Genomic DNA, 23035 nt, shown 5'->3' with positions numbered 1-23035 from the left:
TGCTTAAATTTTCAGTACATATAGCTCTCAGAATTTATATGCAATTTTATAGATAAATATGGTTCAATTCAGATAATTTCAGCAGACGATAATCTGCATAGAGACGTTGCTTTTACTTCGTCTCTACACAGAGTCAGTATCTATAAATATTTCTTAGCTGAACCAGATTTTAATTTAGTCTAGACCGTTAACAGTTTTAGGCACGACCAAAGACAGACTCTTGTGTGGAAGCGGGAACTATTTCTATTGCTGGTTCCTCTTCATTACTAGATTGAGATGCTTGCTCTGCATCAGGATTTGCTAACTTTTCTTCAGGAACTTCTACATTGAGAATAGTAGTAGGAGCGTTAGTCAAAAACTGAACTCCAGCAGCAACTTCGCGGTATGGACGATTAAGAAGATAGTTCATTAATCCTTCGTGCTGTTGTTCAGTAATGAGATACACTTTCTGTTGAACTGTGGGCATAAATTTACCTCTGCTGATTGTCGTTAGTAGGATTAAATGGAGAAATATGTATTTAAATACTGTCTCCAAATAAGTCAATTATTTCACTCTAAAATAATTTTGAAAGCAGTAAAATTACGTACTTTACTTTATTAAACCTACCTTGAATATAGGGGTTAGGAACTAGAGGCTAAGGAATAGAGAAAATGATTACTGTTGCAATCAATTTTTCAAAAGCGCTGAGATAGGAGTGGCTCTCTCGTGCTCTATTTTCAAGGCAGGTATATTGTTGGAAATCGTTACAAGCTGAATCTCAGGTTGATCTCAACTCTATTGCAGGTTGAGTTCGTTGATTTTTTCTAGAACTTGGCGGTAGCTCTGAGATTGGTTGCGTTGCAGATATATTTCGGCTGAACGAATGAGGTTGCGTGATGCATCTTCTTTGTGGTTCAATTTAGCAAACGATAAACCTGCATAATAATAGGCTTCTGGTTGGTCGGGAAAAATTTTGAGACTGAAGACGAAATCACGAATTGCTGCTTCATATTGCCCTAGGTTGTAATAGGCTATACCGCGAGTGATATAAGATGGAAAAAATGATTTTTCTGTAGCTATTAATTGATTCATTTCTGCAACTACTTGCTGAAATTGACCAAGTTGAATCCTTACATTTGCGAGATTTAAGCGATTAATAAAGGTTGGTGCGACTTGAACTGATTTACTTAAATCTTCTAGAGCTTGGGGTAATTGTCCAGCCCGTTGATATACCAGCGCACGATTACTATAAATCAGAGGAGAAGGTTGGAGCTTTTCTGCTTGGTTAAAACTTTCAATTGCTGCTGGTAATTGGTTGAGTTCACTGAGGGCAATTCCCCGCACCATAAACACACGGGCGGGGGTATTTTTTCCTTGGATTTGAACTAGTTGATTTAAATCTTGGACAGCAAAGTCGTATTGCTTGAGTAAAATATAAGCTTGGGAGCGATTAAACAAAGCTTCAATGGCATTAGTACCACTTTTAATATCACGGCTCCATTGTTGAATGGCGCGAGTGAGATTACCACGTTGAAAGTTTTCTTCTGCACTTAAAGAAGAATTGACAACTGGTGGTTGATTACTGGGTGTTTCTTGAGCTTGAATATTTGTGGATAAAGTTGTCCAAAATATTCCTATTCCTAGTAAATAACCTAGTGGATACAAATGAGCAATGACACGACGACTCAAGCAATGCATATTCAGTTATGGATGATAATTATTTTGGTTGGAACAACGGTCTAATTCAGGCTTCATCATTAGGTTAACTAGGCGGGGTCCATCTTGTCCAACTTTTACAGCCAAGGCATTAATTTGAGAGAAAGTCTGGGGATTATATCGAGATTTATAAGCACTAAAAGCACATTGACAAAAATTTTGTTTAGCATTTCTTTGGGCTGGTTGTAGACTTTGTTGTCCCATACAACCTTGCATAAATTCTGCTTCAGTTCTGGGAATTTTTGACCAATCATTTGGTGTAGCTGTGTTGGTATTGCTGTTATTACGGGTGGGTTGGGGGCGGTTTTGAGCTTGGCTATTCAAAGAAGTGAGCAATAGAGAAAAGAGAAAAGCGGAGACGATAGAAACGGCGATCGCTTTGAATTTCATGATGTGAGACCCTATGGCATTAAAAGTTGTTGGGAAAGAAATGAATCAGTTGTGGCACATCTGATACCAAGTTGCGTGTAGTTGTATTATTTGTTTAACAATTGCTGGCAATTTGGTATAAAAAAGCAGAAAGCAGGAACAAAATTATTCATCTCTGCTTTCTGCTCTCAATCACAGCGTTAGAACTGGAAGAATAAACCGATGCGTCCCATGAAGCTAGAAGAGCTGCTGTAGCTGGAGGAAGCAGGCGCCGATGTGAAGGAACCACCAGCATTAAAAGTGATGGTGCTGGTGAGGCGAGTCACGCAACCAACCGCGCCAGCAAATGCACCACCATAAACACCTGCACCCACACCGCAACCGCCACCGCTACCAGATGCGATGGTGTTGGGAATAGATGATAGGGCTGCAGCGAGGGCGCCGACAGATTGGATTTGTTCACCTAGGGTAACTAGTCCTCTTTCGATTTTTTCCACTGTGGCTGGATCGTAAAAAGCAGCAGCGGTGCCTAAATTACCAGATTGATCGACTGTGACAAAGCGTCTTTCGCCACTCTGACGATCGCTACCAACAAACTGTCCTGAAGGCGCTAACCCTGGTAAGGTGTAGTAGCTAGCAGGTGTTCCCAAAGCTATCTGGTTTGCACCAGTAGCGATCGCACCGGCGCCAATGGCTGTAGAGTTAGTACCAGAAGCTGTAGCATTGGCACCAATAGCTGTAGAATTGACACCACTAGCTTGCGTAGCAGTACCTAGGGCTGTGGCGTAATTACCGTTGGCTGTGGCTCTGTAGGCGAAGGCGGCAGAATCTATGCCTGCAGCTACGGCGGAATCACCAACGGCGGTGGCTGGATCACCTGTAGCTTGGGCATTGCGACCGATGGCTACTGTGCCCAATTGACTAGCTTGTGCACCTTGTCCAATGGCGATCGCTGATTCTCCCAGAGCGCTGGCTGCACCGACGGCGATAGCGTTTGTTTTCGTGGCATTGGCGCCAAATCCTGTAGCTACCGATTGATTACCAGATGCGGTTGCTGCTTGCTCAAATGTACCAGTGTTGGCATTAAAATTACCAGCCCCAGAAGCTAGGGAATTTGCACCAGAAGCCGTCGCCCCGGCACCTACAGCTGTAGCATTAACACCACTGGCCATGGCATCGTAGCCATAGGCGGAGGTGTTGTCTTGAATGGCTGTAGCGTCGCTACCGTAGGCGGTGGAATTGCTACCGATGGCGGCGGCGTTGCTACCGTAGGTAGTTGCGTTGTTACCGGAGGCAGTGGCATTACTACCATAGGCGGTAGCATTACTACCATCGGCAGTGACAGTTTTACCAATGGCGATGACGTTATCGCCGACGGCTCTGGTACCAGCGCCGGTAGCGGTAGCAAATGCACCTTGTGCGTAAGCACCAGCACCAGTGGCGGTGGCATTGTCTCCAATCGCTGTGGCTCCAGCACCGGTAGCGGTAGCATTTAAACCAGTGGCTGTGGTGTTAAGACCTGTAGCAATGGAATTGTCGCCAACTGCTCTGGCATTGGTACCTGAAGCGATGGAATTTTGACCGCTAGCAACAGCAGTGTTACCGCTAGCGATCGCGTTGGCGCCACTGGCGGTAGATTTAGACCCTGTAGCTGTAGCATTAACTCCGCTAGCAACCGCGCCATCACCGTAAGCGGATGCAGAAGCGGCGGTAGCTTGGGCGGCGTTACCTGTGGCGGTGGCGTTTTGCTGATTGGCTGTGGCGTTAGTACCTGTAGCTACGGTATTTTGACCAGATGCAGTAGCAGTTTTACCGATGGCGGCGGCGTTCATCCCGCTAGCAACCGCGCCATCACCATAAGCGGACGCAGAAGCGCCTGTGGCTTGGGCGGCGTTACCTGTGGCGGTGGCGTTTTGCTGATTGGCTGTGGCGTTAGTACCTGTAGCTACCGCATTACTACCAGATGCAGTAGCAGTTTTACCGATGGCGGCGGCGTTCATCCCGCTAGCAACCGCGCCATCACCATAAGCGGATGCAGAAACACCTGTGGCCTGGGCGGTGTTACCTGTGGCGGTGGCGTTTTGCTGATTGGCTGTGGCGTTAGTGCCTGTAGCTATAGTATTTTCTGCAGATGCTGTGGAAGTTTTACCAATGGCTACAGCATTTTGTCCGCTAGCATTAGCAGCGTCGCCGTAAGCGGATGCGGAAACACCTGTGGCTTGGGCGGCGTTACCTGTAGCGGTGGCGTTTTGCTGATTGGCTGTGGCGTTAGTGCCTGCGGCTATAGCATTTTGTCCACTGGCCTTAGCTGTATCACCTGTGGCGATCGCACTGTCTCCGGAGGCTGTAGAACCTTTACCAATGGCGATCGCATTCAATCTACTGGCGTTAGCTGTATCACCTGCAGCGATCGCACTGTCTCCGGAGGCTGTAGAACCTTTACCAATGGCTGTGGTATTGAGTCCGCTGGCGCTGGCGGTGTCGCCTGTGGCAACAGCACTGTCCCCGGAGGCTGTAGCACCTTTACCAATAGCTGTGGTATTGAGTCCGCTGGCGCTGGCGGTGTCGCCTGTGGCAATAGCACTGTCTCCGGAGGCTGTAGCACCTTTACCAATGGCGGTGGCATTCAGCTTACTTGCATGAGCGCCATCACCGTAAGCTGATGCAGAATTACCAGCAGCTTGAGCATTATTACCTGTGGCGATCGCATTATTTTGAGTTGCTTGGGCATTAGTGCCGACAGCGATCGCATTAGCTGCATTGGCTGCTACTGTGGCATTTTGTCCAATGGCAGTAGAACCTGCGGCACCTGCGCCCACGGTAGCATTGTTACCTGTAGCAATAGCTGAGATGCCCTGAGCTTTGGCAGCATTACCTGTGGCGATCGCATTTTCTTGATTTGCTTGGGCACTGTTACCTGTAGCGATCGCATTTTGTCCACTAGCATTGGCGGCATCACCTGTGGCGATCGCGCTCACACCAGACGCCATAGCACCTCTACCAACGGCAGTAGCATTGACTCCACTAGCATTAGCTGCATCACCGTAAGCAGATGCCGAAGCGCCTGTGGCTTGGGCGGTGTTACCTGTGGCGGTGGCATTTTGTTGATTGGCTACAGTGCCTTTACCCACTGCTGTGGCATTTAACCCACTGGCATTAGCTGCATCACCATAAGCAGATGCCGAAGCACCTGTAGCTTGGGCGGTGTTACCTGTGGCGGTGGCGTTTTGCTGATTGGCTACAGTTCCTTTACCCACTGCTGTAGCATTGACTCCACTCGCATTAGCTGCATCACCTGTGGCAGTCGCACTTCCTGCAGACGCCGTAGCACCTCTACCCACTGCTGTAGCATTGACTCCACTGGCATTAGCTGCATCACCATAAGCAGATGCAGAACCACCTGTGGCTTGGGCGGTGTTACCTGTGGCGGTGGCGTTTTGCTGATTGGCTACAGTCCCTTTACCCACTGCTGTGGCATTCATGGCGCTAGCATTAGCCGAGTCACCTGTGGCAGTCGCACTTCCTGCAGACGCCATAGCACCTCTACCCACTGCTGTAGCATTGACTCCACTCGCATTAGCCGGCGTCACCGTAAGCAGATGCCGAAGCGCCTGTGGCTTGGGCGGTGTTACCTGTGGCGGTGGCATTTTGTTGATTGGCTACAGTTCCTTTACCCACTGCTGTGGCATTTAACCCACTGGCATTAGCTGCATCACCATAAGCAGATGCAGAAGCACCTGTAGCTTGGGCGGTGTTACCTGTGGCGGTGGCGTTTTGCTGATTGGCTACAGTTCCTTTACCCACTGCTGTAGCATTGACTCCACTCGCATTAGCTGCATCACCTGTGGCAGTCGCACTTCCTGCAGACGCCGTAGCACCTCTACCCACTGCTGTAGCATTGACTCCACTCGCATTAGCGGCGTCACCGTAAGCAGATGCAGAACCACCTGTGGCTTGGGCGGTGTTACCTGTGGCGGTGGCGTTTTGCTGATTGGCTACAGTCCCTTTACCCACTGCTGTGGCATTCATGGCGCTAGCATTAGCCGAGTCACCTGTGGCAGTCGCACTTCCTGCAGACGCCATAGCACCTCTACCCACTGCTGTAGCATTGACTCCACTCGCATTAGCGGCGTCACCGTAAGCAGATGCCGAAGCGCCTGTGGCTTGGGCGGTGTTACCTGTGGCGGTGGCATTTTGTTGATTGGCTACAGTGCCTTTACCCACTGCTGTGGCATTTAACCCACTGGCATTAGCTGCATCACCATAAGCAGATGCAGAACCACCTGTGGCTTGGGCGGTGTTACCTGTGGCGGTGGCGTTTTGCTGATTGGCTACAGTTCCTTTACCCACTGCTGTGGCATTCATGGCGCTAGCATTAGCCGAGTCACCTGTGGCGGTGGCACTTTCTGCAGACGCCATAGCACCTCTACCAACAGCGGTGGCATTTAACCCACTGGCATTAGCCGAGTCACCGTAAGCAGATGCCGAAGCGCCTGTAGCTTGGGCGGTGTTACCTGTGGCGGTGGCATTTTGCTGATTGGCTACAGTGCCTTTACCCACTGCTGTGGCATTTAACCCACTGGCATTAGCTGCATCACCATAAGCAGATGCCGAAGCGCCTGTGGCTTGGGCGGTGTTACCTGTGGCGGTGGCATTTTGTTGATTGGCTACAGTGCCTTTACCCACTGCTGTGGCATTCAAGCCACTAGCATTGGCGGCGTCACCTGTGGCGGTGGCACTTTCTGCAGACGCCATAGCACCTTTACCAACAGCGGTAGCATTCAACCCACTCGCATTAGCCGCGTCACCGTAAGCAGATGCCGAAGTACCTGCAGCTTGGGCAGCGTTACCTGTGGCGGTGGCATTTTGCTGATTGGCTACAGTCCCTTTACCCACTGCTGTGGCATTTAACCCACTGGCATTAGCGGCGTCACCATAAGCTGATGCCGAAGCACCTGTAGCTTGGGCGGTGTTACCTGTGGCGGTGGCGTTTTGCTGATTGGCTACAGTCCCTTTACCCACTGCTGTGGCATTTAACCCACTGGCATTAGCTGCATCACCATAAGCTGATGCAGAATTACCTGCAGCTTGGGCCGCAGTACCGATAGCGATCGCACCATTACCACTAGCAGTCGTTTTGATGGTGGGATCGGTGGCTAGGTTAGAGCCGATGGCAATGGAGTTATTACCTTGGGCTTGCGCTCCTTCTCCCAATGCTGTTGAGGCTATACCTGATGCAGTGGCAGTGTTACCAATGGCGACGGCGTTGTTAGCATTGGCGTTAGCAGCAGTACCTGCAGCGAGTGCATTGTTGGCATTAGCCGCGATGGTAGCACTCTGACCGATGGCGACGGAGTTGGTGGCGCCAGCATTAACTTTGGCATTGTTACCAGTGGCGATAGAACCGATTCCTTGTGCTTGAGCATTAGTACCTGTGGCGATCGCATTTGTAGCACTAGCGTTAGCACTATCGCCTGTGGCTAGAGCACTCGCACCAGATGCTGTGGCACCTTTACCCACGGCGGTAGCATTTACCCCACTAGCATTAGCAGTGTCACCATAAGCTGATGCTGAAGTACCCGTAGCTTGGGCGGCGTTACCTGTGGCGGTGGCATTTTGCTGACTAGCTGTGCTACCTCTACCAACGGCAGTAGCATTGACACCACTGGCAGTAGCAGTGTCACCATAAGCTGATGAGGAGGTTCCCGAGGCTTCACTATCCACACCATAAGCAGAGGAAAAATCACCTGTGGCTGAGGCGAGAACTCCTGTTGCCAGTGACCTATCTTTGGTTGCTTCGGCACCAGCACCTGTAGCGATCGCGGCGTTACCTGTGGCTTGGGCAGAAGTACCTACAGCAACGGCAAAGTTGCTACCTGCATTAGCACCAGTACCTGCAGCGATCGCATTGTTGGCATTGGCTGCTACTGTGGCACTCTGACCAATGGCTGTGGAGTTCGTCGCACCAGCATTGACAATGGCGTTATTACCTGTGGCTATGGAACCGATTCCTTGTGCCTGAGCGTTATTACCTGTGGCGATCGCACCGCTAGCATTGGCGTTAGCACCAGTACCTGTGGCGATGGCGTTAGTAGCGTTGGCTCCCACTGTGGCGTCTTGACCGATGGCGGTGGAACCCGTGGCGTTGTTACCGACGCTAGCATTAGTACCTGCGGCGATGGCGTTGGTAGCATTGCTTCCTACTTTGGCGTTTTGACCGATGGCGGTGGAACTCGCCGCACCAGTATTCACGGCGGCACCAGTACCTGTGGCGATCGCATTGGTTGTATTAGCTGCTACTGTGGCGTTTTGACCAATGGCGGTGGAATTTGCCGCTCCATTACTAACGGTGGCACCAGCACCGGTAGCAATGGCATTGGTAGCATTGTCTTCAACTTTTGCTCCTTGACCGATGGCAGTAGCACTAGCCGCACCAGTGCCAACGTTGGCACCTTGACCGATGGCGGTGGCTCCTGTCGCCCCGCTACTGACGGTAGCAGTGGCACCTGTGGCAACTGCACCGCTGGCGTTGGCTGTGGCATTAGTACCTGTGGCGATCGCATCTGTGGCGGCTGTAGCTGTGTTAGCGTTTTTACCTACTGCTACTGAGTTAGCGCCTTGAGCTCTGGCTGTCTCTCCTAAAGCGGTAGATGATACACCAGAGGCGTTAGAGTTATTGCCTATTGCTGTAGCACTGGTATTAGATGAAGATGCTAGACGACCGATAGCGATCGCATTTGGAGCGCTGGCCATGGGATTTAGACCGTCGCCAGTACCTATGGCTATAGAATTGCTGCCTTCAGCGCTGGCTGCGGCACCAATTGCTACCGCATTGAAACCTTGAGTGATGTTTGTGGTATCAAATTGACCTGCGCCACTAGGATTAGGTACAATTCTAATTTTTTGAGCTTGGGCACTGGGAATGAGGACTGATATCAAGCCTATTGGTAATAACAGTCCAGTGAATAATAAAACTAATAATTTCCGACAAGGCCCTGTAATTGGTTGTTTGATAGCGTACCAATAAATTGGATGCATCTTCATATAAGTACCTATGTTTTTTAATTACTAATACTGTTGAAAATGACAAAGTTCATTCACCTGAAAAATAACCAGTAAATGTCTTGGCGCTAACTGACATTTCTGACTTTCTGGTGAAAGCATACGGTGATATTTAACTGGAAAAAATCTCCCTGACTAAAAGTTGCTAACCTTTTAGGTAATTAATTTTGCTTGTAACCGTACAACTAATAAATCCGGTTTTTAGCTGGGTATTATTTCCATCTTCCAATCGTCAGCAGGTCGCTGTATTTCCTAAAATCCGGGTTTAACAATCCAGGATGTTGATGTGTTACAAGCAAAACAATCGCTAATTCATGAACTGAAAAAGTACAGGACATCTTAACTTTTCTTTAGCAATGTGTAAAGATACACAGCAAACTGTCCTTGAAATAACTTCTCTGTTGAACATTACAAAGCAGCATGGTAAAGCCAGTTGCGGCACTTACCAAGCAATGAATGTCCAGGTGTATCAAGCAAGGAGATTTTTGCAAAAAATGTGTTTTGAACTAGTTGCTTTGTGAGCGAAAGCACTGAGTCACGATGTTTATTTTATTGAAACACTCCTAAATACAGTCACCGTGATAACACTGAAAAAAAAGTATAATCACTAAAGATTGCTGTTGTTATTAGTGATTTGTCTTTTGTGTTCTCTATAGAATTATGCTGAAACTGAATTCAAAGCTGAAACGTAGTGGTATTGTTCGTATATGCGCGCTGGGGCAAGTGCTATATTTTTTTAACGCTAAGGTACGCTGAGGTTAACGCAGAGGTACGCTGAGGTTTTTTCACAATCAAATCTGATTTCTAAATTTTCTTGTGTAATTACTTAAGTATGGATGGTAGCAACCCAGGGGCTAACCACAATCCATAACCGATAAAGCCGAATAATATGGTAATTAATATGGTGATAATGTAACTAATACACATTAATAAACCGTCGGCTTCGATGGTAGCTATGGCTAATAATAAAATACCGATTGTGGGAATAGGATTAGTTAAGGGAATTGGCAAAATTAATAATATTGTTAACCAAGAGATACAAAGCCCGTTCAATCGCCAAGAAAAAGGGTTTTCGGCTATTTTTCTTAGGCGGGGTCGGGCAATTTTTTCTAAAATCCTCGTGACTCTTCGCAGGTTTTGTAACAGGATATGGGCGAATTTACTAGGAAATTGATAATTAGCAATTTTATTTGGTAGCCAGGGCGATCGTTTACCCAATACCATCTGCAATGATAATAGCAGGCAAGCGCCACCAAAGGGCCCGGTAAATCCCGGTGGCATGGGAAACAAAAATGGCAAAATTAATAACACTATGACTAAGCTAAAGCCCCTTTCGGAGGTTTGCTCTAAGATGTCTTTGAGAGTTAATGGTTGTTCTGCTAGGCGTTGCAATAATGACTTAATATCTTGAGAAAATCTGAGCTGCATTGGTTATGAGTTAAGGTGATTTTCCGCAACTATGATCTATACCTAAGTAGTTCAATAAAACACAGCTTAACTTACTGCTTACGTTTTATCATGTATTGTTGGTTGCAAATAAAATCATAACTTGGTAGATGATGGGACTAAAACAGCTATGGCTTGAGGAATAACTTGGAACTTGGCTGGGGTGTAGACGGTGATTTCACCATCGGTATTAATGGGGCGAGGTTTACGGGTTTCTACTTCAAATTCTTGACCGTGTAAGGCGCGGACTTTCCGTGAGTTTATGTGTTTTCCTTGCCGCATGGCTGGTAATAAGAATATTATCTGCCACCAATGCTCAATTTCTAAACTGTAGAGGTCTAGCCGCTGGTCATCGATTGTGGCATCATGAACTACTGCCATACCACCGCCGTAATAACGACCATTACCTACTGCAATTTGTACGGTTCTAACGTGAATCGATTCGCCATTAACTCGAATTATGGCTCTAAAGGGTCGCGCTTCCCAGATGACTTGCAATGCGGTAGCAATGTAAGCAAATACTCCCCAACGGCGCTTAATTTCTTTGGTGAGTCGCTGGGTGATTTTCACACTCAGCCCCATACTAGCAACGTTGAAAAAATATTTATCGTTAACTAATCCTAAATCGATGCGTCGTTGTTGTCCCTGGGCAATAATTTTACAGGCTTCTGCTAGAGAGTTGGGGATTCCTAGGGTTCTGGCTAAATCGTTGGCGGTACCTAAAGGTAATATTCCTAAAGGTAATTGGGTATCTACTAAGGCGTCTACTGCTGCATTTAAAGTACCATCGCCGCCGCCAATAATCACTAAGTCAACTTGATGCTTATACTTGAGGATAGTTTCTGCTAAATGTTGAGAATTTTCTATGGGTTCTTCGACTAAATCTAAGTCTAGTTTTTTTAAATAATGAATCGCCTCTGAGAGGCGCTTTTGTCCTTGGCGAGCGTGGCGATTTACTAACAGTAGTGCGCGAGAACACATGGGCGTTACCTTTAATTTTTTAGGCTGTTTTAGTCAAAGTCCATATACTTTATTGAAAGTTGAGGAGCAAATCTTGTTGCAACTGTTATGAAATTTACCAAGAATTTAGTTTACTACCGTTACTTGTGTTGTCTTACTCGTTATTTTTTGATTCTAGTTTTATCTAGTTTAGCTTTATTAGCTGTTGGTGCGTTAATGCCGAGGAAGTGGAGCAGTTATTTAAAAAATAACTGTGATTTGGAGGTTTGCGTTGCTGACAGAGGAATTCATTCTGATATTATTGTTGCTACTAAAACACCTATTTTTGATTGGCATAAATATATCTCTGTACAAGCTATTGGCACTGATGCGGCTAATGATTACAAATATTTGAGTTTCGGTTGGGGCGACCGAGATTTTTATATGTTAACTCCTTCGCTGGCAGAGATGAAATTTTCTACAACTTTCAAGGCATTATTTTTACCTACTCCTTCCGTAATGCATGTTCAAGGTTATCAATTAAGACCAGATTATTTTCATATTAAATGTATCAGAGTTAATCAGGCTGATTATTTAAAATTAATGCAATTTATCCAAGCGTCCTTTCAATTAGACACCAAAGGTGATAAAATCCGCTTGGGCAATGGTCATTCTACCAATGCTGGGTTTTATCAAGCAATGGGCAGTTATTCGCTGTTGAGAAATTGTAATTCCTGGACAGCAGAAGGTTTGCGGACAGCAGATATCAATACTCCTGTTTGGGATGGTTTATCTTTGGGTATTATGTTGCATTTGAAGAGTAATTGCGGGGAATGAGGGTCGAGGAGATGAAGTAGATAAAAATCGTTAATACTCCACTTATTCTTAACATTAAACACTTCTTTTATTGAGGTAGTTGACGATATGATCGCCAACTTTCTCGCCCTGCTTGCAGATACAGGCTAATACTTGTAAAGCCTAGTATACCAAGCTGCCAGTACCACGTAACTGTCGCAAAGAGTTGATGCAAAACGGACAGTCGCACTTAAACAAGCTAATTGCAGCCTCGCTTTCTTCATCTGTGAAATTAAGTTCTGCAATTGTGCTATCAGATGGCTGGTCTGTGATTACCATTGATTTGGGTGCAGGAGCTTTTGAGTCTCTCTCAGAATCTCGAATACAGACAAAATTCTTGAAACCGTGGGGATTACTGATACAGGTACGACCATCATTAGTGTGTAGTAATCTCTGGGTAAGGTTAACACTAGCGTGGGCAGGATTGATTATCCCTAGTGTAGATATCAACGAGGTAACAATTGAAGAAGAAGCAAGCAAATTAAGTGTGATTTTTTTGTTCATAACCTTCCTAAAAAAGATAACTGACCATATAGGTTATTCGATATATTATCAAAAATCAAATAAATTTTTGGAACCATTAATTTGATGATGCTCGTTACAATAAAGTTTTTATTTAGTTAGGCTAAATTTAGGGGTAAGTCTTCCTAGCTTACCCTTAAAATTAACTGATTAAAGATGATTTTTATAAATTTGAATATTGGTCACTGCTGAATCTGCCGAAGGAGACTTTGTGTTTGCTGATACCTCAAAGTATCTCCTTGCTGTTGAAACAGACTTGCAGCTTGCTGTAGATCAGTAATAGCGCTTTTGCGATCGCCTAAAGCATATTTAGCCAGTCCTCGATTCCCGTAAGCATCTGCTAAGTTGGGGTTAATTTGTAGTGCTTGGTTAAAATCAGCGATCGCTAGCTTGTGATTTCCCTGTCTATAATTCAAAAAGCCCCTATTGTAGTAAGCATCTACAGACTTCGGATCGATTCTGATTACTTGGTTAAAGTCGGTAATGGCCGCTTCAATTTTTCCTAGTTCTGCATAAGCAGTTCCCCGACTGTTGTAAGCATCTGTATGGTTGGGATTTAGTCGCAGTGCTTGATCAAAGTCGATAACGGCTGCTTGAAAATTTCCTAAGTGAGATTTTGCCAAACCTCTGAGGCAAAAACCCTCGTAGTATCTAGGATTTAACTGCACTACCAGACTAAAATCTTCTATTGCACCGTTGAAATTGCGTTGCTCAAGCTTTTGCACACCCTGGTTATAGTATTCCTGAAAATTCAGCATCGCTTCCCATCTTTTTTCAGTACTAGGTTGCCAATCACGGGTTTGCACAATAGAGGAGTGTAAATATAAGTTGTGAGGCATCCTCTCAACATACACAAAAAAGCCAAAAGTAAGCGGTAAAATTTGATTTTTTACCTATTACTTTTGACTTGAGGGCTAACCTGAATCGTGTTGGAGAACGTTTTAGCCGACGTCATCATGGGCAAATCTGTTGAAGAGAAAGTCTAGGGCATAATTACGTAGTTTATAGTATTGTGGGTCTTCCATGATGCGGGCGCGATCGCGTGGGCGAGAAAAGGGAATTTCCATGACTTCGCCAATCTTGGCGTGGGGGCCATTGGTCATCATGACTAATTTGTCTGCTAAAAATAGCGCTTCGTCGATGTCGTGGGTAATCATCAGCACTGTACAGCGATTATCACTCCAAATTTTTAGCAGTTCTTCTTGCAATTCTTCTTTGGTAATCGCATCTAGCGCCCCGAATGGTTCGTCTAAAATCAGGACTTTGGGGCGAATTGCTAAAGCGCGGGCGATGGAAACCCGCTGTCTCATCCCCCCTGACATTTGGGGAGGTTTCTTTTCCATAGCGTCACCTAACCCTACCATTGTGAGATTTTCGCGGACAATGGCTCTTTTTTCGGCTTCTGGTTTGTTGGGATAAACTGCGTTCACGGCTAGGTAAATGTTTTCAAAAGCTGTGCGCCAAGGTAGCAAGGCGTAGTTTTGAAACACCACCATTCTGTCTGGCCCTGGTTTGGTAATCGGTTCTCCTTCTAGCAACACTTGTCCTGATGTAGGAAAGTTAAAACCAGATACCATGTTGAGAAGTGTAGATTTACCACAGCCAGAGTGCCCAATTACACAAATAAATTCGCCTTGATTGACGTTTAAGTTAACGCCATCGAGGACTGTGAAGGGGCCTTTCTTTGTGGGGTAGACTTTGGAAACGTCTTTAATCTCTAGGAAAGGTTGACGGTTTCCTTTGTCTGTGGGAATGCTGGTAAGGTTTAAGGTGCGGTTTTGCATGGCGATTGGGTAGTTAAAAAGCTGAATGTTAAAGTTCAGATACTCGTTAATGAAGTAAAAAGCCTCGTTAATGGAGTAAAAAGCTTTGTTAATGAAGTAAAAAGCCTCGTTAATGGAGTAAAAAGCTTTGTTAATGAAGTAAAAAGCTTCGTTAATGAAGTAAAAAGCCTCGTTAATGAAGTAAAAAGCCTCGTTAATGAAGTAAAAAGCCTCGTTAATGAAGTAAAAAGCTTCGTTAATGGAGTAAAAAGCCTCGTTAATGGAGTAAAAAGCCTCGTTAACTAGTGGGGCTGCTAGATACCCGACTTCTTTAAGAAGTCGAGTATCTGAACACCACTAATTTACTCAGCACTTGGCTTCCTTTATGCTGCTGTCTTTCTTGGTGCGTCAAGAATGACTTCAGCGATAGAAAAGTCGCGTTTAATTGGCAAGCTGTTGAGATAGCCTATGGGGTCGTCGGCGTTGAATGGTGTACCATCGAATAGCTGGATGGGTTGACGGGTGTAGCTGATGTCTAAGCCGAGTTCGCGGGCTGCAGTACTGAAGACGCGGACTCGACAAACTCTTTCTACGACTTCTACCCAGTTTCTGGGGAAGGGTGTATCGCCCCATCGCGCTAGTTGACTCATAATCCAAATTTGTTCGGTACGACTGGGACGGTTGATTGCTGAATCAGAATAAAATTGGTGATGGGCGTATTGTCTGAGTGGATGGTCTAGGCTACAGGCGTTGCTTTGAGGATCTTCGAGTTGGATGTATTCTAGATCGGTGCTGACATATTCACGCTGGGCTAAAATTTGTCTAACTTCTTCGGAATTTTCAGGACTTGCACAGTATTGACATGCTTCTAGTAAGGCTTTGGTGAGGGCGATGTGAGTGTTGGGATAATTTTCTGCCCAATCTTCGCGGACTCCGAGGACTTTTCCGGGGTGTCCTAGCCAGACTTCTAAGTCGGTGGCGATGGTGAAGCCTACTCCTTCGACTGCGGCGCGGTAGTTCCAGGGTTCCCCTACGCAATAACCGTCGATGCTTCCACCTTGTAGGTCTACTACCATCTGGGCTGGAGGAATGGTTTTCATATCGACGTCGGAGTCGGGGTCAACTCCGCCTGCTGCTAACCAGTAACGCAGCAGTAGGTTATGCATGGATGCGGGATGCACTACTCCCATTGTGTGTCTTTGGTCACGGGTGCGGAGTAGGTAATTTTTAAAGTCTGATAGGGTTTGCACGCCTCCGTCATAGAAGCGTTTTGCTAAGGTGATGGCGTTACCGTTGCGGGTCATGGTGAGGGCGGTAACAACGGGTAGGGGTTGGTTTTTATTTCCTCCTAAGGTTAGCCACATGGGCATACCTGATGGCATTTGGGCTGCATCTAAGTAATTGCCACTCATGCCATCAACGATACCACGCCAGCTACTTTCGCGCGTGAGGTTAACTTCGTCTAGGCCGTGTTTAACAAAGAAGCCTTTTTCTTTGGCGATGGCGAGGGGGGCGCAGGCGGTAAGGGGTAGAAAGCCGATGTCTAAGTTAACTTTTTCTAAGCCGTGGCGGGTGATGGCTGCGGTTTTTCTGGCGCGAATTTTTTTGATGCGTTTTTGTTGGTTGAGGAAGTAAATCATCTCACTCCGCAAGCTGTAGTAGCTTGGGTGTTCTACTACTTCCATGCGCTTGCGGGGTCTGGGGATATCTACTTCGAGGATGTCACCAATTTTGGATTCTGGGCCGTTGGTGAGCATGACGATTCTATCAGACAGGAGCACGGCTTCATCTACGTCGTGAGTCACCATGACGGCGGTGACTTGGTTTTCTTCGCAGATTTGCATGAGTTGTTCTTGCAAGTTACCCCGTGTGAGGGCGTCTAATGCACCAAAGGGTTCGTCTAATAATAGTAGCTTGGGACGGATAGCTAAGGCGCGAGCGATCGCAACTCTTTGTTTTTGTCCTCCAGACAGCATACCTGGTTGTTTATCTGCGTGGGGACGCAAGCCGACCATATCTATATGTTTATCGATGATGGCTGTGCGTTCTGCATCGGGTAAACCTCTCATCACTGAGTCTACCGCTAAGGCAATGTTTTCTCTAACTGTCCGCCAAGGTAATAAGGAATAGTTTTGAAATACCACCATCCTATCTGGCCCTGGTTTGGTAATTCTTTGTCCTTCCAAAGTTACCAGACCTTCGGTGGGTAAATCCAATCCGGCAATCATATTCAAAAGTGTGGATTTACCGCAACCTGAGTGACCAATTAAGGAAACAAATTCGCCTTTCTTAATCTGGAGGTCGATTCCTTTGAGGGCAATGTATTTACCACCACCAGTTAATTCAAAAACTTTTTCAATTTGGTCAACGCCAACAAATATAGACATAGGTGTAAGGTATGAAGTGTGAAGTATGAATTATGAAGTGTAAAGTATGAAGTGTGAAGTTTAAAGATAGACAATTTTATCCTTTAGCCTTTAAGATTCATCCTTCATACTTGAGGCTTATTTTTGTTCAATTGGTAAAATTTTGTTTTGAATCCAAACCATGAATTTATCTAACAAAAGACCAACAACGCCGATATAAACTAGAGCTAAAATAACTTCACTGACGTTGTTATTTTGATAGGCATCCCAGATAAAGAAGCCGATACCGACAATCCCAGACATAACGATTTCTGCGGCGATAATCGCTAACCAAGCTAAACCAATGGCAATTCTTAACCCTGTGAAGATGTAAGGTAAAGCTGCGGGAATGAGAATGTTAAAAAAGTAGTCTTTGCGGCTCAGTTGCAGGACTTTGGCAACGTTGTTGTAATCTTGAGGAATTTGGGTAACACCAACTGCGGTGTTAATTAATATCGGCCAAATTGCAGTGATGAAAATTACGAATAAGGCGGCGGGTTCGTTTTGTCGCAAGGCTGCTAGGGAAATGGGTACCCAAGCTAAGGGTGGTACAGTCCGCAGTAGTTGGAATAAAGGGTCTAAAGCTTTGGACATGGTTTTATTGACACCAATCAAAACGCCCAAGGCAATACCAACAATTGCCGCTAATGTATAACTAATTGCTACCCGTTGTAGACTACCCCAAATCTGCCAAAAAAGTCCCTTGTCGGTGCCACCTTTATCATAGAAAGGATACACAATTAAAGTCCAGGTATCTTGGATGACTTGGATTGGCCCTGGTAGGGTGGCATTGGGAGTGAAGGAAAATAATTGCCACACAACTAAAAATATAATCAGGGCAATAGCTGGAGGAACAAAATCAGGGAATTGTTTTTGCAGTTGGGATATAAAGTTGAAGTTACCGTTAACCTTAGGGTTGGCAGGGCGTCTTTGTACAGTTGTCATTTGCTGGGTTCTCCTCAGATTCGATATTTGCGGTTAGCTAGATGTTCTCTCAATTTGAAGATGATACATGTGTTAGTAGTCAAAACTTTATTTCTAAATTTTTCAGAATTCAAGTAGTGACTACAAACTGATGATTAAACGGCAACTTTTTTGATTTTGAGACTCTTGAGATATTCTTCTGGTTTTTCGGGGTCGAATTTCACACCATCGAAGAATTCTTCTACACCACGGGATGTATTTGTGGGAATGTCAGCGGCTGCAATTCCTAGTTCTTTTGCTGCTTCTTTCCAAATATCTTCACGGTTGACTTTATTGATCAATTCTTTAGCTTTGGCGGCATTGTTGGCAATATAATCTTTGGGCAAGAAACCCCAGCGGACGTTTTCTGTAATAAACCACAAATCATGGCTCTTGTATGGATAAGAAACATTTCCTTTGGCATCTTTCCAATAAAGGGCGGCTAATGATTTATCATCTATTTTGCGACCATCACCCATGTCATATTTACCTTGGTATGGGTCTGCAAGGATTTCTGGTGAATTCAAATTGAAATAATTTCTGCCGGCGAGAATCTGTGCTGCTTCTTTGCGGTTGTCAAAATTATCTAACCACTGTTGTGCTTCCATAACAGCTTTGAGTATGGCTTTTGTGGCTTTGGGATTTTTGTCAACCCAATCGGCTCTAATGGCTAGGTATTCTTCGGGGTGATTTTTCCAAATCTCTGCAGTCAGGGCGGCGAGAAAGCCGATTTTATCTTTAACGATGCGATAAGGCCAGGGGTCGCCTGTACTGAAGGCGTCCATTGTACCTGTTTTCATGTTGGCTACGGTTTGGGCTGCAGGTACGGTCAGGAGTTTGACGTCTGCGTCAGGGTCGATACCGCCGGCGGCTAACCAGTAGCGAATCCATAAATCTTGGTTGACGTGGGGAAAGGTGAAAGCAGCGGTGAAGGGTGTGGAGGATTTGAGTTGACTAAATAAGGATTTGGCTCCAGCTAATTGTAGACCAATTCCTTTACCTTGGTGTTTGCTGGCAATCGCTATTCCATTCCCATGAGTTACTAATTGGGCTAAAACATACATGGGAATTTTTTGGTTGCCTTTGGTAATTAAACCTTCTGTGATTAAATGGGGCATTGGCATTTGCCATTGACCGCCATCGATACCACCTCCAGCAGAACCAATTTCTAAGTTATCTCGTGCTGCACCCCAAGAAGCTTGTTTTGCTAGTTCAACATTACTCATGCCGTACTTGGCGAATAAGCCTTTTTCTTTGGCAATAATCAGAGGAGCCGATTCAATAATCGGGATATATCCTAGTTTAATTGCGGCGGTTTCTGGTGCTTGTTCGGGGCTAATGTTAGCGACTGGCTGCGCTGCTGATGGGCTTTGAGCACCGCCTCCAGCGGAACCATCCGGGGGATTACCTAAACAACCTTTGAGAAATACGGCACTAGCTGAAGCTCCTGCTGTGATGATGAATTTGCGGCGGGAAAATTGGTTAAAGAATTCGGTCATAACATCTCCTTAGTTGCTAATTTAAATTTTTTTAGACATGCAAAAGTAGCAGGTCAAACAGAATAGTTCTTGCTCTCTGCGTGAAATTTGCAAGCTATATTTAGTCAATATGTCTCGACCGTTTCTTGATAGAAAAGGTGATTGTGACTATCTCAATAAAAAATTTGAGAACTTGACGGACTTAATTTGCGGTGAATCAGGGGCAGCACTTATCTAATTGAAATTAGTTTACAGGTTTTGATGCCAAAGTGGTTAACTCTCAACCTGTAATTATTAAATAAATATTAGATTGGATACATAAGTAAAAGTTTATCTATGTTGGAAAAATTAGGTGTAAATTTCTAACATATAAACTTTGCTCTATACAATTAATTGTGCCAATACTATGCATAGTCAAAAATTGGATCTATTTAGCTGTCAAAAGTATTAACTATAGATAAATAACTATACAAATTATTAGATTTTTAGAAATTTTTACTTAGATAATGTACTAAAAATCCTGACATCAATCATTTGTAAGGGCACAACATTGTTGTGACCCTACCCATCTGTCGTATTCTTTTTCTAAAACGGTATAAGTACTCAAACCGAATTAACTACACAGCGGAAACCGCGTCGCTGGATTACTCAGGTCGCAAATCGTTAGACAGTTCAATCAGTCCCCTAGTTCCATCAATTCGTACTCGTTGCCCATCTTGCAGTAGCCATGTAGCACCGCGTACATCCATAACTGCGGGAATTCCGTACTCACGAGCGACGATCGCTCCGTGAGAAAGTCGTCCACCAGCTTCGGCTATTAATCCTCCAGCCCTGAGTAACAAGGGTGCCCAGCCAGAGTCTGTATAAGGGACTACAAGGATTGTGTTCCTGTCAATCTCTGGAATGTTTTGTAAGTTTCGCAACACTTTAATTCGTCCCTCAGCTTGTCCGTGACTGGCGGGGATACCTTGTAATATTTGGTCTGAGTAGAGGGCGGAGGGTGCTAGGGGGTGGGGTGGTGTATTGCCGTAAACTAAAGGAGGTATTTGGGTAATTTCTTGATCTTGGAGGAATTGCGATCGCCGCAATTGCACTATATTTGATAACTGATAACTGAATTCTTCATCATTGTTAGTGACGATATCTCTAATTTCTGCTATTTCCAGAAAAAAGATATCTCCTGTTTGCTGGAGTAGGCGAGATTCTAACAAAATCTGTTCTAGAGCGATAAAGCTCCAGCGCAATTCGCCTAGAAGTCGTGAATAAACTTCGGTAACTCTCCCTTTTAAGTCGAAGCGTCGTTGTACAAGTCGCTGTAGTTTTCCCCAAAAAAATCGCTGACGCGGGGTAGTCACTGCTGGTTGTGGGTCTCTTTGTAATAGCTGGACAAACAATTGTTTGAGGTATTGGGGGTGTTCTTTCCAGGTGGGAACGGCGATATCTGTCCCGACTTCACTCAAATAACCGTAATCTTGGAGTAATTCAGAGAAATCAAATAAAATTTTCTCGCCGGCTGGAGTTTGCGCTAATTGCTCAAATACTATCTCTGGTTCTAAATCTGGTAATATTTGTTTGGTATCTGCGGCTAAGGCATTGAGCGATCGCAATACTGCTACTTCTGGTGTGATGCTGTTGTCTAAATTTTTGTCCTTCACCCGGAAAATTGCTTGTCTGAGGGCTGCACTCAAGGGCGCAAAAATGCTGTAATATGTGCCGCGATGCAATAACTCTAAAATCAAGTCAATTCTGGCTAATATCTGGACTGGTTGTAGCTGGTCGATGGGTTCTGTGGCTAATTGCGACAATCCAGGGACAAATAATTGATAATAATCTCGCTTAAAATCTTCGTCTAACCGTAATTCTCGCTTCAGCAACCGCATTAATCCTGGGAGGTTTTCCCAGGTAGACTTTAGGGGTGGTCGGCTTAATTTTGCACCTCTGGTGAGAAACTCTAAACTTTCTGGTGGTAAGCCCATGCGAAGAAAAATATCTCCCAGGAGGGATGCATTAAAGTAGGCTCTGGAGTTATGGAGTGTGGCGGTGGCTGTGAAGTCTAAGCCGAGGGCGCGTTCGCCTAATACTATAGTGAAAATGTCTCCCCAAACGCCACAGGTGAGGGGACGGTTAATTGACCAAGTGAGGGGATGAATCACACCGGGGATGACTTCGGCGGCGATTTTCCTTGTCCAGATGGGAAGTAAGGTGGTGATGGGTCTAGCTTGTAATACCCAGAGATTTTGTCCGTCGTAACTCCATTCAATATCTTGGGGAATGCCATGATATCGTTTTTCGATGCTCCGGGCTAAGTAGGCGACTTGTTTGACGAGTGCTGGTGGTACTTGTCCTGTTCCTTCTAGTTGAATGGAGGAGTTTTCGGCTTCGGTGACAAAGGCGCGATATTGTTCTGGTGTCACTCTCCCCGAAACAACTTGAGTGGCGCTACCGGGTAAGGCTTCAATCACAACAATATCGCTTTGTTGGGTGATGGGGTCGCGGCTGAAAGCGACACCAGAATAAACACCTTGGACTTGTTGTTGAATGAGTACCGCCATTGCTGCTTCTGGGGAACCGCGATCGCGGCGATATTGCACAGCAGTGGGATGATAATAGGAACTATAAACTTGGGCGATCGCTGCTTGTAAAGCTTCATGGTTAGTGACATTCAATACTGTCTCATACTGTCCAGCTGCTGAGGCTTGTTCGGAGTCTTCGCCGATAGCGGAGGAACGGACTACTAGGGGAGATAGTGCTGATGGTTGAAAAAATTTCAGCACTGCTTCCGGGTTATTCACCGACGCTAGTACCCAGCCTTTCGGTACTGAATAGCCCCAACGCTGAATTTCTGATAAGGTGGCTGCTTTTTGTCCAACTACGCCAGCATCCAATTGACTATCTAAAGATAAGATTGCTTGATCACCGCGCCAAAATTCTAACATCCCTTGCGATCCTGTTTCTGCACCTTGGGTGGGAAGGCTCAAATCATCGGGAATTTGACTATAAATCCAACCTAATAAGCTAACAAGGGCAATAACGGCCATAATTCGGGGAACGTCTTCGGCGTGTAGTATTACCTCAAATAAAGGTAATAAAATTAACACGCCGTATTGCACTAGTTTTCGAGAACGCAGGAGGATAAAGCTAGTAGCTGCCAATAAAGCTGTAAATCCTGCTACTAATGGATCATGGACTAAAAATCCCCAGACAACGTTGGTTGTACCTGCTCCTCTACCAATGGAATATCTACCCACAACTAAGGCTATTAAGGCTACTAGTTCCCAGGTTGACCCTTCGCCAAAAAAAGCACGAGCGATGAAAACGGCGACAATCCCTTTCAAAGCTTCCGACAAGACCGCGAGGATACCTACGACTCGTCCGCCATGATAAAAAGCAGCGGATACGCTGACGTTTCCTGTGCCTACTTTCGCTAATTGTCTGCCCTTGAGGGCGCGAGTGATCCAGGCAATTAGCGGTAATGTGCCCAACAGAGGACAACCAATCAATATAATTAAAGCACCCCAGAGTTCAAACATTGCGGAT

15 protein-coding genes are annotated in these 23035 nt (G+C 45.4%); 1 reads left to right on the top strand and 14 read right to left on the bottom strand.

The annotated features are described in order from the left end of the window. Positions 1 to 196 precede the first annotated feature (196 nt). The 7 genes from MIC7126_RS0110050 to MIC7126_RS0110015 all read right to left on the bottom strand — a co-directional run bounded on the left by MIC7126_RS0110050 (position 197) and on the right by MIC7126_RS0110015 (position 11554). Entirely contained in the window at positions 197 to 466 is a 270-nt protein-coding gene (locus MIC7126_RS0110050) for a hypothetical protein (protein ID WP_017653011.1), read from the bottom strand. Positions 467 to 775: 309 nt separating this feature from the next. Then, positions 776 to 1669: a tetratricopeptide repeat protein gene (locus MIC7126_RS0110045; protein ID WP_161606840.1), complete on the bottom strand. Its 894-nt coding sequence runs from the start codon at positions 1667 to 1669 to the stop codon at positions 776 to 778. A 15-nt stretch (positions 1670 to 1684) separates the two neighbouring features. Further along, positions 1685 to 2086, bottom strand: a complete 402-nt coding sequence (locus tag MIC7126_RS0110040; RefSeq protein ID WP_017653009.1) for a hypothetical protein — start codon at positions 2084 to 2086, stop codon at positions 1685 to 1687. Between the two features lie 179 nt (positions 2087 to 2265). Continuing rightward, positions 2266 to 5712, bottom strand: a complete 3447-nt coding sequence (locus MIC7126_RS28605; RefSeq protein WP_081603012.1) for a beta strand repeat-containing protein — start codon at positions 5710 to 5712, stop codon at positions 2266 to 2268. Then, positions 5642 to 9109, bottom strand: coding sequence for a beta strand repeat-containing protein (locus MIC7126_RS28600; RefSeq protein WP_081603011.1), 3468 nt, complete (start codon positions 9107 to 9109; stop codon positions 5642 to 5644). The genes MIC7126_RS28605 and MIC7126_RS28600 overlap by 71 nt, the downstream gene beginning before the upstream one ends. 840 nt (positions 9110 to 9949) lie before the next feature. Continuing rightward, entirely contained in the window at positions 9950 to 10555 is a 606-nt protein-coding gene (locus MIC7126_RS0110020; RefSeq protein ID WP_017653007.1) for an exopolysaccharide biosynthesis protein, read from the bottom strand. A 114-nt stretch (positions 10556 to 10669) separates the two neighbouring features. Then, on the bottom strand, positions 10670 to 11554 hold the full coding sequence (locus MIC7126_RS0110015; protein ID WP_017653006.1) for a lipid kinase: 885 nt from the start codon (positions 11552 to 11554) through the stop codon (positions 10670 to 10672). An 87-nt stretch (positions 11555 to 11641) separates the two neighbouring features. Between MIC7126_RS0110015 and MIC7126_RS0110005 the strand changes: the two genes are divergently transcribed. Next, positions 11642 to 12349: a DUF2459 domain-containing protein gene (locus MIC7126_RS0110005; protein WP_017653004.1), complete on the top strand. Its 708-nt coding sequence runs from the start codon at positions 11642 to 11644 to the stop codon at positions 12347 to 12349. Positions 12350 to 12490: 141 nt separating this feature from the next. Here MIC7126_RS0110005 and MIC7126_RS29195 read toward each other — a convergent pair whose 3' ends face one another. The 7 genes from MIC7126_RS29195 to MIC7126_RS0109965 form a co-directional block, all read right to left on the bottom strand. After that, positions 12491 to 12871, bottom strand: coding sequence for a hypothetical protein (locus tag MIC7126_RS29195; protein WP_081603010.1), 381 nt, complete (start codon positions 12869 to 12871; stop codon positions 12491 to 12493). Positions 12872 to 13071: 200 nt separating this feature from the next. Beyond that, positions 13072 to 13728, bottom strand: coding sequence for a tetratricopeptide repeat protein (locus MIC7126_RS0109995; protein ID WP_017653002.1), 657 nt, complete (start codon positions 13726 to 13728; stop codon positions 13072 to 13074). A 102-nt stretch (positions 13729 to 13830) separates the two neighbouring features. Next, a complete protein-coding gene (locus tag MIC7126_RS0109990) occupies positions 13831 to 14673 on the bottom strand; it encodes a nitrate ABC transporter ATP-binding protein (protein WP_017653001.1) in 843 nt (280 codons plus the stop codon). Positions 14674 to 15035: 362 nt separating this feature from the next. After that, entirely contained in the window at positions 15036 to 17039 is a 2004-nt protein-coding gene (locus MIC7126_RS0109980; protein ID WP_017652999.1) for an ABC transporter ATP-binding/substrate-binding protein, read from the bottom strand. 117 nt (positions 17040 to 17156) lie between these two features. Further along, complete coding sequence (gene ntrB, locus MIC7126_RS0109975) at positions 17157 to 18002, bottom strand: nitrate ABC transporter permease (protein WP_017652998.1); 846 nt, start codon at positions 18000 to 18002, stop codon at positions 17157 to 17159. 134 nt (positions 18003 to 18136) lie between these two features. Then, positions 18137 to 19519: a CmpA/NrtA family ABC transporter substrate-binding protein gene (locus MIC7126_RS0109970; protein WP_017652997.1), complete on the bottom strand. Its 1383-nt coding sequence runs from the start codon at positions 19517 to 19519 to the stop codon at positions 18137 to 18139. A gap of 623 nt (positions 19520 to 20142) precedes the next feature. Then, entirely contained in the window at positions 20143 to 23028 is a 2886-nt protein-coding gene (locus MIC7126_RS0109965; RefSeq protein ID WP_017652996.1) for a glycerol-3-phosphate acyltransferase, read from the bottom strand. Positions 23029 to 23035 lie beyond the last annotated feature (7 nt).

The organism is Fortiea contorta PCC 7126 (assembly GCF_000332295.1).
GTDB classification, from domain to species: Bacteria; Cyanobacteriota; Cyanobacteriia; order Cyanobacteriales; family Nostocaceae; genus Fortiea; species Fortiea contorta.
This window is presented reverse-complemented; position numbering and strand designations above follow the sequence as displayed.

Bases quoted from the DNA above. Each gene is read 5' to 3' on its own strand.
- MIC7126_RS0109970 (WP_017652997.1), bottom strand. From the start codon at position 19,519: ATGACCGAATTCTTTAACCAATTTTCCCGCCGCAAATTCATCATCACA.
- MIC7126_RS0110040 (WP_017653009.1), bottom strand. From the start codon at position 2,086: ATGAAATTCAAAGCGATCGCCGTTTCTATCGTCTCCGCTTTTCTCTTT.
- MIC7126_RS0110050 (WP_017653011.1), bottom strand. From the start codon at position 466: ATGCCCACAGTTCAACAGAAAGTGTATCTCATTACTGAACAACAGCAC.
- MIC7126_RS0109990 (WP_017653001.1), bottom strand. From the start codon at position 14,673: ATGCAAAACCGCACCTTAAACCTTACCAGCATTCCCACAGACAAAGGA.
- MIC7126_RS29195 (WP_081603010.1), bottom strand. From the start codon at position 12,871: ATGAACAAAAAAATCACACTTAATTTGCTTGCTTCTTCTTCAATTGTT.
- MIC7126_RS28605 (WP_081603012.1), bottom strand. From the start codon at position 5,712: ATGCCACCGCCACAGGTAACACCGCCCAAGCCACAGGCGCTTCGGCAT.
- MIC7126_RS0110020 (WP_017653007.1), bottom strand. From the start codon at position 10,555: ATGCAGCTCAGATTTTCTCAAGATATTAAGTCATTATTGCAACGCCTA.
- MIC7126_RS0110005 (WP_017653004.1), top strand. From the start codon at position 11,642: ATGAAATTTACCAAGAATTTAGTTTACTACCGTTACTTGTGTTGTCTT.
- ntrB (WP_017652998.1), bottom strand. From the start codon at position 18,002: ATGACAACTGTACAAAGACGCCCTGCCAACCCTAAGGTTAACGGTAAC.
- MIC7126_RS28600 (WP_081603011.1), bottom strand. From the start codon at position 9,109: ATGAAGATGCATCCAATTTATTGGTACGCTATCAAACAACCAATTACA.
- MIC7126_RS0109995 (WP_017653002.1), bottom strand. From the start codon at position 13,728: ATGCCTCACAACTTATATTTACACTCCTCTATTGTGCAAACCCGTGAT.
- MIC7126_RS0109980 (WP_017652999.1), bottom strand. From the start codon at position 17,039: ATGTCTATATTTGTTGGCGTTGACCAAATTGAAAAAGTTTTTGAATTA.
- MIC7126_RS0110015 (WP_017653006.1), bottom strand. From the start codon at position 11,554: ATGTGTTCTCGCGCACTACTGTTAGTAAATCGCCACGCTCGCCAAGGA.
- MIC7126_RS0109965 (WP_017652996.1), bottom strand. From the start codon at position 23,028: ATGTTTGAACTCTGGGGTGCTTTAATTATATTGATTGGTTGTCCTCTG.